Source organism: Bacteroidota bacterium (assembly GCA_018266755.1).
GTDB lineage: Bacteria > Bacteroidota > Ignavibacteria > Palsa-1295 > Palsa-1295 > JAFDZW01.
The window spans coordinates 52,181-64,920 of the sequence record JAFDZW010000005.1 but is presented as its reverse complement, the minus strand read 5'-3'; the positions used below and the strand labels follow the sequence as shown (position 1 = coordinate 64,920).

13 protein-coding genes are annotated in these 12,740 nt (G+C 54.2%); 5 read left to right on the top strand and 8 right to left on the bottom strand.

Going from position 1 to position 12,740, the window contains the following annotated elements:
- Positions 1-13: 13 nt before the first annotated feature.
- From JSS75_04875 to ald, 4 genes are read right to left on the bottom strand one after another with little or no spacing between them, the layout of a single operon-like run.
- On the bottom strand, positions 14-490 hold the full coding sequence (locus tag JSS75_04875) for an NADH-quinone oxidoreductase subunit I (protein MBS1903017.1): 477 nt from the start codon (positions 488-490) through the stop codon (positions 14-16).
- A 47-nt stretch (positions 491-537) separates the two neighbouring features.
- Positions 538-1,554, bottom strand: coding sequence for an NADH-quinone oxidoreductase subunit NuoH (gene nuoH / locus JSS75_04870; protein MBS1903016.1), 1,017 nt, complete (start codon positions 1,552-1,554; stop codon positions 538-540).
- 15 nt (positions 1,555-1,569) lie between these two features.
- The gene (locus JSS75_04865; GenBank protein MBS1903015.1) at positions 1,570-3,285 is read right to left on the bottom strand and encodes a (2Fe-2S)-binding protein; all 1,716 of its coding nucleotides are present in this window, start codon (positions 3,283-3,285) and stop codon (positions 1,570-1,572) included.
- Between the two features lie 19 nt (positions 3,286-3,304).
- Positions 3,305-4,420 (bottom strand): alanine dehydrogenase, encoded by a 1,116-nt coding sequence (ald, locus tag JSS75_04860; GenBank protein MBS1903014.1) that lies wholly within the window; start codon positions 4,418-4,420, stop codon positions 3,305-3,307.
- Between the two features lie 112 nt (positions 4,421-4,532).
- Between ald and ruvA the strand changes: the two genes are divergently transcribed.
- Entirely contained in the window at positions 4,533-5,132 is a 600-nt protein-coding gene (gene ruvA, locus JSS75_04855) for a Holliday junction branch migration protein RuvA (GenBank protein ID MBS1903013.1), read from the top strand.
- On the opposite strand, the gene JSS75_04850 is transcribed toward ruvA, so the two are convergent.
- Positions 5,129-6,328, bottom strand: coding sequence for a phosphoglycerate kinase (locus JSS75_04850; protein MBS1903012.1), 1,200 nt, complete (start codon positions 6,326-6,328; stop codon positions 5,129-5,131). The two genes, ruvA and JSS75_04850, sit on opposite strands and share 4 nt — an antisense overlap.
- Before the next feature lie 58 nt (positions 6,329-6,386).
- Positions 6,387-7,391: a type I glyceraldehyde-3-phosphate dehydrogenase gene (gene gap / locus JSS75_04845; GenBank protein MBS1903011.1), complete on the bottom strand. Its 1,005-nt coding sequence runs from the start codon at positions 7,389-7,391 to the stop codon at positions 6,387-6,389.
- Positions 7,392-7,452: 61 nt separating this feature from the next.
- Here gap and JSS75_04840 point away from each other — a divergent pair, with 61 nt between their 5' ends.
- The 4 genes from JSS75_04840 to JSS75_04825 all read left to right on the top strand — a co-directional run bounded on the left by JSS75_04840 (position 7,453) and on the right by JSS75_04825 (position 11,023).
- Positions 7,453-8,229 (top strand): DUF2520 domain-containing protein, encoded by a 777-nt coding sequence (locus tag JSS75_04840; GenBank protein MBS1903010.1) that lies wholly within the window; start codon positions 7,453-7,455, stop codon positions 8,227-8,229.
- 76 nt (positions 8,230-8,305) lie between these two features.
- Positions 8,306-9,349, top strand: a complete 1,044-nt coding sequence (locus JSS75_04835; protein ID MBS1903009.1) for an aminopeptidase — start codon at positions 8,306-8,308, stop codon at positions 9,347-9,349.
- 88 nt (positions 9,350-9,437) lie between these two features.
- The gene (gene rpmE / locus JSS75_04830) at positions 9,438-9,680 is read left to right on the top strand and encodes a 50S ribosomal protein L31 (GenBank protein MBS1903008.1); all 243 of its coding nucleotides are present in this window, start codon (positions 9,438-9,440) and stop codon (positions 9,678-9,680) included.
- A gap of 77 nt (positions 9,681-9,757) precedes the next feature.
- Positions 9,758-11,023, top strand: coding sequence for a hypothetical protein (locus JSS75_04825; GenBank protein MBS1903007.1), 1,266 nt, complete (start codon positions 9,758-9,760; stop codon positions 11,021-11,023).
- A gap of 60 nt (positions 11,024-11,083) precedes the next feature.
- Here the strand turns inward: JSS75_04825 and JSS75_04820 are convergent, their stop codons facing one another.
- Positions 11,084-11,989 (bottom strand): 4-hydroxy-tetrahydrodipicolinate synthase, encoded by a 906-nt coding sequence (locus JSS75_04820; GenBank protein ID MBS1903006.1) that lies wholly within the window; start codon positions 11,987-11,989, stop codon positions 11,084-11,086.
- A gap of 2 nt (positions 11,990-11,991) precedes the next feature.
- Positions 11,992-12,738, bottom strand: a complete 747-nt coding sequence (gene dapB, locus JSS75_04815) for a 4-hydroxy-tetrahydrodipicolinate reductase (protein MBS1903005.1) — start codon at positions 12,736-12,738, stop codon at positions 11,992-11,994.
- Between the last annotated feature and the right edge of the window lie 2 nt (positions 12,739-12,740).

Sequence of the window (12,740 nt, the reverse complement as noted above, 5' to 3'; positions counted from 1 at the left end):
TACGGGGCATTCGTTATTTAGAAGTTCTCATCTGCCGCAAAAATTCCAGCCTGTCCTTCAGTTTGGCCTTCGGAGTCAGGAGCTTGTCCTTACCATACAGAGCATCGGAATACTTGCGAAATGTAAGTTCGTAATCCTGGCTCATCACGATCGCTTCTTCGGGACAGACCTCTTCGCAAAATCCGCAGAAAATACAGCGAAGCATATTGATCTCGAAGCGGACAGGATAGCGTTCTTTCAGCAATTCCGTTTCGCTGGCTTGCACCTCGATTGCTAACGGCGGGCACACCCGCGAGCACAGCCCGCACGCTACACAGCGCTCGACGCCGTTATCTTCCTGCACCAGTACCGGGCGTCCGCGAAAAGACGCAGGCGCATCCCATTTTTCTTCCGGATACTGACGAACGAACTTCGGACGAAACAGATGCTTGATCGACGTGAACAACCCACGCGCGATCTCTGGCAGGTAGATACGCTCCCAGAGCGACATCGTACGCGCCGGTTTCGGATTATTATACTTCGAACGATACTGCTGGCTCATAAGAGATACGTTTTCTCCAGGGCGGTGAGCACGATATTCAAGATCCCGAGTGGTAACAACACTTTCCACCCCAAGTCCATCAACTGATCGTAGCGGAAGCGCGGAATCGACCAGCGCACCCACATGAAGAAGAAGATAATCGCGAACATCTTGACGGCCATTGCACCAACGCCGATCGCTGCCTGAGCGATTGGGTTCATGCTCGAAAGATCAAAAAACGGTACGTGCCAACCGCCGAGAAACAAGACGGTCATGACCGCGCTCGCGGTGATCATGTTCGCATACTCCGAAAGGAAGAACAGCGCCCACTTCATCGAGCTATACTCCGTGTGGTATCCACCGACCAATTCCGGCTCCGCTTCCGGAAGATCGAATGGCTGGCGATTTGTCTCGGCAAATGATGAGGTGATGAACAGGAGGAATCCAAGCGGTGCACGCAAAATATTCCAACCACCGGCAATCTGTGAGTGGATGATGTTCGTCATGTCGAGTGACCCTGAAAGCATCACCACAGACACCAGGCCGAGCCCGAGTGTGAGCTCATAGCTGATCATCTGTGCGCTCGAACGAAGACCGCCGAGCAACGAGTACTTCGATCCGCTCGACCAGCCGGCAAGCGTAATCCCATATACCCCGACACTCGTGAGCGCAATGATATACAGCACCCCGATATTCACACCACTTGCAACTGCGATATTGACGGTATGACCACCGAGAACGAGACTGGCCCCGAACGGAACGATCGCCAATGCACTGATCGCCACTGTGATCGAGATCACAGGTGCAAGCCAATGGTACCACCCTTGTGCCGCTGTCGGTTCGATATCCTCTTTGAGCAAGAGTTTCAGGACGTCAGCCAACGGTTGCAATAATCCGAGCGGACCGACACGGTTCGGACCAATACGGTCTTGCAACCAGGCGCAGATCCAACGTTCCAGCAGAACGAGGTATGCAACCGATGTCAGAACGATCAGCAGTAAGGCGACTATCTTAATGAGGGCTTCAACGATCATTGCTTCGTGCGGCAATTACGATAGTACGGGAATCTCGTCGATGGTATCGAGCTGATAGACCTCGCGATACGACGATTCTTTGAACGGTTTGTCTATGCCGTTGAGCGGACGGCCGAGCGAACCGAGCAGGTCATAGGTCAAACCCTTCAGTTGCGGGTAGTGGTGAGCCACAGCTTCAAACACGTCTTCGGTGTATCGGTGATCGCTCTTGCCACCCAATGCCTTCGCAACCTCCTGAGCCAAACGCCACGACTCCTGCGCATCACGCTTGTTCGACTGTGCCCACTTATCGAACGGCGTACCGAACTTATCGAGGCGCGACTGCGCAAGATGATCGAATCCGCGAACGACGTGCGCCGTTGCAACTGCCGGAGAGAGCTTCTGTGCCCAGCCTTCGAAATTGATGAGCACACCTTCTTTCTCCGCCCATGTCGCAGCAGGAAGGATAACGTGAGCTGCCTTGACCGTTGCCGTCATATTCGTTGCATGACAAGCGAAAAACTCGAGCTTAGAAAACGCATGCTGCAAGTGGTGCGTACGCGAGAAGAAATCGTCCTCAAGCGCATACACTGCTTTGATCTTACCACTGGCAATCTGCGATTCGATATCGCTACCGAACGGCTTAATGCCGAGCAGTCCGAGACTATATGCGTTCGGTGCCTTGTCGGCTCTCATGAGCAATCGGGCATCTTCCCCACTCACCGCTTCGAAGTACCCAACATGCTTTGCGCCGCGCTGCTTTGCAGCCTCAAGGAATATATAATTATCCTCTAGTGTCGCAAATGCAGAGGCGACAAATGCGATCTCTTCAGGCTTAAACTTTTTGAGTCCTGAAGCAATTGCATGCACTCCGTCGTGTATCGAAACCTGCTGGATCGAACCGTTTGTACGGATGTATGCTCCACTCACTCGGTCCTCGGCGTTGACATGCGGATAGGTCTCGAGACGGCCGGGGTCGCACATCCAGAAATCGTTAACGTTCGGGTTCGGTCTCGGCTCGAGACGCAATATCTCATTATTGCGAACGCCGACCCGTATACTACATCCTCGTGCACATCCCGCGCACACTGTCTCGGTGAACGACATATCCCACGGACGTGCCTTGAACCGGAAGTCGCGGCTCGTGAGCGCACCGACCGGACAAATGTCGATCACGTTCATGGAATACGGGTTATCGAACTGCGTGCCCGGGAAAGTCTGAATCGTGACGTGATCACCGCGCTGAACGAACGTCAGTACCGGCTGCTCAGCCACTTCCTGCGAGAACCGAATGCAGCGCGAGCAGGAGATGCAGCGCTCACCGTCGAACATCACGTTCGGCCCGAACGCAACGCGCTTGTCCTTGTGATTCTTCGTTTCCTCGAAGCGCGACTCGCCGCGTGAGTGATTGAAGGCATAATCCTGAAGCTTACACTGCCCTGCTTCGTCACAGATCGGGCAATCGAGCGGATGGTTGATGAGCAAGAACTCCATCACATCCTCGCGAGCCTTCAACGCCTTCTCGTTCTGCGTGTGCACTACCATGCCATCGGCAATGGTGGTCGCACAGGCGATCGAGGGTTTAGGGATCTTCTCGACATCAACGATACACATACGGCAGTTGCCTGCTACGCTCAGCCCCGGATGCCAGCAGAAATGCGGAATGTCTATTCCATGCTCGAGCGCCACCTGAATGATGGTCTGCCCTGCTTGCGCTTCGTACTGGACGCCGTCGATCGTTACTGTCGGCATACCTCGGTCGGAAGAAAAATTACTTGATAAAGTTGTGCGAATCCTCGTACGGCAATCCGAATGCCTCGGCAACACCGTGATATGTCACGTGGCCGTCGATCACATTCACGCCTGCACGCAACTCGGCGTTCTTCGAGATCGCCTTCTCGTAGCCTTCGTTTGCAAGCTGTACCGCGTACGGTAGCGTCGCATTCGTGAGGGCGATCGTCGAGGTCATCGGCACAGCACCCGGCATATTCGCAACGCAGTAGTGGATTACACCATCGACGACGTAGGTAGGATTCTCATGGGTCGTCGGCTTGCACGTCTCGATACAACCACCCTGATCAACAGCGACATCCACAATGACCGAACCCGGCTTCATGTCCTTGAGCATATCCTTCGTCACGAGGCGCGGAGCCTTCGCACCCGGGATGAGCACACCGCCAATAACGAGGTCGGCCTTCTTAATCACCTTGCGGATGTTGTACGGGCTCGACATCATCGTCACGACATTCTTTGGCATGACGTCATCAAGGTACCGTAAACGATCGAGATTCACGTCGAGCAGCGTGACGTGAGCACCAAGTCCGGCAGCGATCTTGGCTGCATTGGTGCCAACGACACCACCGCCGAGCACGACGACTTCAGCCGGCTCTGTACCCGGTACGCCTGCGAGCAGAATGCCGCGACCGCCTTGTGCCTTCTCGAGATACTTGGCACCTTCCTGCGGAGCCATACGGCCGGCAACTTCCGACATCGGTACCAGAAGCGGCAACGAACCGTTCGCCTTCTGCACCGTCTCGTATGCAATCGCGATCGAACCGGATTTGATGATCGCTTCGGTCAGTGTACGGTCAGCGGCAAAGTGGAAATAGGTGAAAAGTACTTGGCCCTTCCGGATGAGACCATACTCCGGTGCGATCGGCTCTTTGACCTTCATGATCATCTCGGCACGGTCGAACACTTCTTTGGCGGTCGCGATGATCTCAACGCCGTGTGCCTGATAGTCGGCATCCGAAAAACCGGAGCCGGCGCCCGCATTGTGCTCGACCAACACAGTATGGCCGTTGCTGCGAAGGATCTCTGCGCCGCTGGGTGTCAGTGCGACACGATTTTCGTTTGTCTTGATCTCGCGTGGTACTCCGATGATCATAGGATTTGCAGTATGGATTTGAGAATACTGGTAAACAATAGATTACAAATATACGTCCCGAAGTTGGACAATTAATTCGTATTGCGTCTTGGCGTTCGTAGTTTCGCAACACATGATCGCATCAATTAACGGGATTTTGCTCTCGAAGGAAGCGGGACTGATCGTCCTGGAGGCCGCAGGTGTCGGCTACGAAATACTCTGTACCCAAGCGGTGGTTGAACAGGCACCCGAACTTGGGGTGCTATATCGCCTGATTACTCGGCTGATCGTCCGCGAAGATTCACAAACTCTGTACGGATTCGCGACCACTGCCGAACGCGACCTCTTTGACATGGTCTTAGCGGTCAGCGGCATTGGCCCGAAGACCGGGCTCGCCATTGTCTCTGCCTTGGGTGCGGCCCGGATCCGTGAAGCGATCGTACAGAAGGATTTGACCACTCTGACTGCGATCCCAGGTATCGGAAAGAAGACGGCAGAGCGTATCGTCGTCGAACTGCGCGACAAACTCCTCAAAGAAGAATTCGTCGCGCCGGAAGTTATCGACATGGGCTCTGGCTCGGGCATACGAGCCCAGGCGCTTGCTGCGCTCATTGCACTGGGGTACACTCGACAGAGTGCCGAGAAAGCGATCAGAGAGGTCATCAAGATCGAACCCGATCAAGCGAATTCGGTCGAGAAGCTCATAAAGGCAGCACTAAAACAAGCGAATTAGATTTGGAGGGCCGCCACTCCGGGCAGCACCTTTCCTTCCAGAAACTCCAGGCTTGCCCCTCCACCTGTGGAGACATGGCTCATCTTGCTTGCAAGTCCGCTCATCTGAAGCGCCGCAACGCTGTCTCCTCCACCAACGATTGTCGTAGCACCACGATCGGTCGCCTCCGCCATCGCCTTTGCGATCGAAAGTGTGCCCGCAGCAAAGTTTGGCATTTCAAAGACGCCCATCGGACCGTTCCAAACGATCGTGTTGGCGTTTCGGATGAACTCGCTGAACGACTCGACGGAATCGGGACCGATATCCATCCCGATCCAACCATCGGGAATATCGTTCGAAGCAACGGTCTGCCGGTTTGCCCCGTTATCGAACGCGTCCGCAATGACCGTGTCGCTTGGTAGCACGAGACGCTTTCCAGTCTCGACTGCATCCTCCATCAGTTCGCGTGCGAGCTGCACTTTGTCGTCCTCGCAGAGTGATTTGCCAATGTTGAGCTCGAGTGCCTTGTAGAACGTATACATCATCCCACCACCGATAAGCACCGCGTCTGCTTTGGTGAGTAAGCTATTCACGACATCGATCTTTCCGCTGATCTTCGCTCCGCCGATGATGGCCACAAATGGTCGCCGTGGATTGGACATAACTCCGCCGAGGTAATTCAACTCACTGTACATTAAATACCCGGCGGCTTTGATCGGCAAATAATGCGTGATGCCCTCTGTGGAAGCATGGGCTCGGTGTGCGGCCCCGAATGCATCATTGACATAGATCTCCGCAAGAGAAGCGAGTCGTTTTGAAAACTCCGAATCGTTCTGTTCTTCTTCTGCATGAAAGCGCAGGTTTTCTAACAGAAGTACTTCTCCATCATTGAGTTCATTCGCAAGTCGCATCGCCTCGTCGCCGACACAATCCTTCGCGAACTGTACCGTTGTTCCAAGAAGTTCGGAAAGTCGTTCACGAACCCAAACCATCGAGAATGCCTCGGAGGGGGTACCCTTTGGTCTGCCGAGGTGGCTTGCAACGATCACGCGAGCACCTCGCTTGCGCAGTGATTCGATTGTCGGCAGTGCCGCGACGATTCGGGTGTCGTCAGTGATTGTGTACGGAGCAACCTTCGTCAGAGGCACGTTGAAATCGACACGCAGGAATACACGCTTGCCTTGAACGTTGATATCGTCGATGATCTTGTAGCTCATAAGAACGAGAGCCATCCCGTCCTACGGACGGGATGGCTATTTAGAATTAGAGAATCAATTACAGCTTCGCCATTTTCCCCAGCAGATCGACGACGCGGCAGCTATAGCCCCACTCGTTATCGTACCAGCCGAGGATCTTCACCATGTTCCCTGCCATCACCATGGTCTCGAGCGAGTCGAAGATACATGAATGTGTATCGCCAACGATGTCGGTCGAAACGATCGGGTCCTCAGTATAGGAGAGAATGTTTTTGAGCGAGCCCTTCTCCGAAGCTGCTTTGAACGCAGCATTGACCTCTTCCTTTGTGACACTCTTCTTGAGGATCGCAACGAGATCGGTGATTGATCCGGTCGGAGTCGGCACTCGAAGCGAGGTGCCGTCGAGCTTACCCTTCAATTCAGGAATGATCCCGCCAATCGCACGAGCGGCTCCGGTCGAGGTCGGGATGATGTTCAGCGCTGCAGCGCGGGCACGGCGAAGATCGCTGTGCGGAAGGTCGAGAATGTTCTGGTCGTTCGTATACGAGTGCACGGTAGTCATCAAGCCGTGCTCGACGCCAAACGCATCGTTGAGCACTTTAACCATCGGCGCGAGGCAGTTCGTCGTGCACGAGGCGTTTGAAACGATCTTGTGGTCGGCGGTCAGGATCCCGTCGTTGACCCCGAGAACAACCATTGCATCGACCGGATCTTTCGGCGGGACAGTGAGGATCACTTTCTTTGCTCCGCCGTTGAGGTGCTTGGTGCAGCCTTCGCGGGTTGCGAAGATGCCGGTCGACTCGATAACAATATCAGCGCCCATCTCGCCCCACTTCAAATTCGCTGGATCACGCTCTGCGGTGATCTTGAGTCGGTCGCCATTGACGATCAGGTCGTTTCCGTCAACGGTGACTTCGCCATTGAACCTTCCTTGTGTGGAATCGTATTTAAGAAGGTGTGCAAGTGTCTTTGCATTGGTCAAATCGTTGACCGCGACGAAATCAATGCCGCCGACTTCCATTGCACGACGAAACACCGAACGGCCGATTCGGCCGAACCCATTGATACCGACTTTGATTGCCATTGAGGTAAGATTTAGAATTGTTAGATAGAAATCCGAATTGAAGAATACAAATTTACGAAGATTGCCCCGCCCTGTTTCCATTGCCGTTATCGGCAAGGGAAAACTCGGAAGATCTCTGAGCGCTGCTATCCAGTCTTGCCATGGCCGTTATACCCTTTTCGCCAATGTTCCCGCGAGGACGGCATCATTCGCACGTCTCGGTAAGAATGGCGGCCCCGACGTCGTGTTTGTCGTCTGTGCGGATCGCTTCGTCCGAGACACTGCAGCCCGAGCAATCGCGGCCTGTGGCGTCAATACGACGATCGCGATCCATTGTGCGGGGTCGCTGCCAGCTAGCGTGCTCCCCTCGCACCTCGGAGTTGCGCGCGCCATGCTTCATCCCATCCAGACATTTGCGAAGCCGAGTGCCCGCGCATTCAACGGCATCACATTCGGGCTCCAATCTACGGACAAGAAGGCACGTGATTTTGCCCTTCCATTCTCGAAAGCTATTGGCGGCAAGGATGTGATCGAGCTGGTCGAAAGACAGCTTCCACTCTACCACACTTCAACGGTCTTTGCGGCGAATTTCGTTACCCTGCTTGTTGCGGCGGTCGAGTCTATCTCCCTCGATCTGGACCAGGCTCCCAAACGATTCAAGGCCGCCCTTGCACCACTGATGCAGACTGCTCTGGCAAATGCACTTCACAAGCCAGCATTCGCAGCCCTCACCGGCCCAATCGCTCGCGGAGACACGGAGACGATCGCTTCGCATCGAGCGGCATTGCGAAAGATTGGCCGACGCGATCTGCTGACCATATACGATGCGTTCGTCGGTCTGGCGCGGGAGCTAAGTTGAGCCCTGACGGGTTACGATACCACGTTATTTTACCCGTATTATTCTACTATTATTCCTAAACTCTATCGTTTCTGTAATGGGCAATACTATTAACACAATCACCCCGCTTTCAGGTATTTCCTACGATCCTGCATACACTCATGCCGCTGAGAATGCCATCCGTACTTGTCTGAGAGTCCAGCCCGGGGAGCGGGCTACGCTCATCACCGACATTGCGACGAAAGAGATCGCAGCTAGTCTATTCGATGAGTTGGTGAAGGTCGGTGCGAACGTCCACAGTTTTGTTGTCGAAGACTACGCAGAGCGTCCCCTCCAGCACATGCCTGCCGAGATACTCGAAGACCTCGAGAATGCCGACGTTTCGATCTATTGCATGCAGGGGCAGGAGAACGAGTTGCAGACGCGAAAAGAAATGATGAGCGTTGTCAATCGCATCAAGCCGCGTCACGCGCACATGGTCAATATCAATCATGAGATCATGTGCGAAGGAATGCAGGCCGATTTCAAGGCCGTGGACGCGATCAGCATCCGGGTCTGGGAATTAGCGAAGCAGGCAAAGAAGATCGTTGCGAAGTCCCCTGCCGGCACACATATCGAGGCGACATTCTCGCCCGACTTAAAATGGTTGAAGACAAGCGGCATCATCTCCCGTGAGAAATGGGGTAACCTCCCCGGGGGCGAGGTACTGACCTGCCCGGCGCGGGTGGATGGCGTGTATGTTGTCGATGGCGTTGTCGGCGACTACCTGTGCGCGAAGTACGGCGATCTGAAGGCCACACCGCTGACGATCCACGTCACGGATTCCCGAATTACGAAGTGCGAATGCGCGAATCAGGAATTGCTCGAAGAATTTCTCGAATACACCCATCGCGACGAGAATTCCGACCGCGTTGGCGAATTCGCGATCGGGACGAATATTGGAGTTGCCGACGTCCGAGGTCTCATTCTGCAAGACGAGAAGATCCCAGGCTGCCATATCGCCTTCGGCTACCCCTACTGCGAGCATACCGGCGCTACCTGGTACTCGGGGACCCACATTGACGTGGTCGGCCGGGCATTCGATATCTGGATCGACGACCTACAGATCATGGAAAGAGGCAAATTTCTCATAAAACCATAAGAGGAACCGCATGCTTACCCTCTTCGTTTATGATAGGCTTAGAACAAACCAGACGGCAAAGATCGTCGCTTAGAAGGAATAATTACTCATGAAAGCTGGAATTCACCCGAACTACCATCCCGTAAAGGTGCACTGCGCCGGTTGCGGCAACGAGTTTACCACCCGTTCGACCTCGAACGAGAACGTATTACGCGTCGAAATCTGCTATAATTGCCATCCATTCTTTACCGGCAAGCAGAAATTCGTCGATACTGCCGGCCGTGTCGAACGCTTCCAGAAGAAGTTCGGAAAAGCGTTGGCCGAGAAAAAGCAGGCAAAGGCTGCGGCCTAACGTCAGCGCTTCGTTTCGCATTTGTTTAAAGTCCTGCACCTTCGGGTCAGGACTTTTTTTATATAATCAGATCGTCAATGTCTCTACATCCTGTCTCACAGATCGTACTCTTCGAAGACCTCAATGCCCAGGGTTTGCTCTTCAAGCCCCTGAGCTATACAAGAGCGATCGCAGAACTTCGTGTCGGCTTCTTCACCGCTCTTGAACGTCTGCAGACGATGGTCGGACCTGAGATCCGCATCGTGCTGCACACCCGTGCGTATCTGAAGGATGTCGTCGCGGCTCGCTACCCGAATATCGCCGTGAACACCATCGATCCGACGCTTGATACGCTCTTCATCAACGGACGGTTGATGCTCACGGACCACCTGTTCGAACAATTCCGCACCGAACCGAACACGGTCTTCCACGTCGAGGACAATCAGGATGATGTACTCGCGGTTCTGATGAATGCAGAAGTGCCGGCTTCCGTGGTCGCCGCAGTTACAAATGGCGATCCGTGCACGGCAAAATCCCTTGGTCTGCCGTTCAAGGCCCTTCCGAAAGCGAAGTTGTTTACCTCGTTGTGGAATATGGTCAACTCGAACGGTGTGGTTATGCAGGCAGACATTCGCCGCATCCTTGCTAAAGGCGACCGCAAGATCCACAAGCAGGCTCGCATATTTCCGAAGGTCGGTCTGCGCGAAGAGAAGCAGATCCATTTTGAAGAGGGCTGTTACGTCGCTCCGCGCGCAGCTCTGGATGCTACCGGCGGCCATATCTTCATCGAAAAAGGAGTTACGATCGAGTCAGGTGCGGTCATTATGGGACCGGCTGTCATCCGCAGCGGCTCGGTGATCCGCGCCAACGCTCGCATCCACGAAGGCACGACGATCGGACCCGTTTGTAAAATTGGCGGCGAGGTTGAGACATCAATCTTCCAGGGCTATGCCAATAAGCAGCATGATGGCTACGTCGGCCACAGCTTTATCGGCGAGTGGTGCAACCTCGGCGCCGGCACGACGACGAGCGACCTGAAAAACGACTACTCGAATGTGCGAGTGACGATCGAGAATGAGACAGTGGAATCGAAAGCACTCTTCGTCGGGACGTTCATGGGTGATCACTCCAAGACGGCTATCGGAACACTCCTCAATACCGGAACCGCCATCGGGGTAAGCTGCAATGTATTCGGCTACGGATTTCAACCGAAATGGATGCCGAACTTCAGTTGGGGTGGTGCTCAGGGGATCGAGCCGTATCGCGTCGATAAAGCGATTGAAGTCGCGAAGAAAGTGACCGGCCGTCGCAACGTCACATTCGGGCCACTTGACGAAGCACTATTCGAGCATCTTGTGAAGTAATTACGCTAATTACCTACATGCAAAAAAGAAAGGGGCTGCTCAGCCCCTTTCTTTTTTCGCTTACTGAAATTCTTCCACCACCACGCTCTCGAGTTGCATGAGAACTTCAAGAACGCGTTTTCTGCTCTCTGCTCGCATTGCCACAAGCGGCAAGCGGTAATGTTCCCCTATCAATCTCATCATCGATAGAGCGGCCTTTACCGGTCCGGGGTTCGATTCGACAAACATTACTTTCATCAGGTCTAGTAATTCATAATGAATCGCTTTTGCCTCTGCAAATTGGCCGTCGAGCGCAAAGCGAACCATCCGTGAGAACTCACTCGGGACAACATTGGAAGTTACGCTAATGACCCCGCGTCCACCAACAGAGATCAGCGGTACGGTTAGATTATCCTCACCTGAAAGCAACCGGAAACCCTTGGGAGAATTACGAATGATTTCCATACACTGCTCCATGTTCGCGCTTGCTTCCTTCACTGCGACCACATTCTCGATCTCGGCACAGCGTAAGGTCGTCTCGGCCGACATGTTCAAACCTGTTCTGCCAGGGACATTATAGAGCACTACTGGAAGCCCAACCTCGGCGATTGCACTGAAATGAGCGAACAGGCCGTCCGGAGTAGGTTTGTTATAGTAGGGCGTCACCGCAAGCACGGCGTCTGCGCCAAGTTCTAACGCCTCGCGCGTGTTGGCGACGGACGAACGCGTGTCGTTCGTTCCTGTACCTGCAATGACAACTGCCCTGCTATTGACATACTCTGTCACAAAAGCAAGAAACCGGGTTCGTTCCGCTGCGGTGATCGTTGGGTTCTCCCCGGTCGATCCGAGCGGGACGATCATTTCGACACCGCCATCGATCTGATAATCAAGGAGCGTCTTGGTGGCGTCATAATCGATTTCACCAGATGCAGTGAATGGTGTAACGATGGCGGTACCCGTACCGCGAATGAGTTTGGTATCGATCATAATCAGTCCTCCGAGATTCCAAGGATCTCGTTAATGTGTTCTTCGAAGCGGTACATCCCCTGCCTTCCGACAATCCACTCGGCAGCACGAACGGCTCCGAGCGCAAAACCTGCACGGGACTTGGCACGATGGGTCAGCTCTATCTGGTCAACCGCGGAATCGTACCCGACGGTATGCGTCCCGGTAATAGCACCTGCACGGATCGAACTGATATAGAGGGCATCGCGCTGAGGGGCGGTACCTTGTTCAAGCTCGGACGAGAAGTGCGTCTTAGATTTCATACCGGACAATACAGCATCGGCAAGTCGCAAGGCTGTCCCACTCGGGAAATCCTTCTTCGCATTGTGGTGCGCCTCGTTAATATACACGTCGTAGTCGGCTTTATCAAGCAACCTCGACGCTTCGGCTACGATGCGCAAGAACAGATTCACTCCAATGGAAAAATTCGACGCGAATACGCAGGCGATACCCGATGCCTTCGTCTCGGAAGCGACCGCATCCATCTGCTTCTCCCAGCCGGTAGTCCCGATCACGATAGGCACACCGGCCCGAGCGGCGATCCGCATATTTCCCAACACGGTATCGGGCTGGGTGAAGTCAATCGCAACGACTGCGCCGGATTGCTGCATCGACTCGACAGACAGCGGAGAATCGACATCGAACTTCGCGACAATCTCGTGGGAACGCAAGATCGCGGCCGATTCGACTTCGTGGCCCATCTTCCCATACCCGATGAGTGCAATCTTCATGG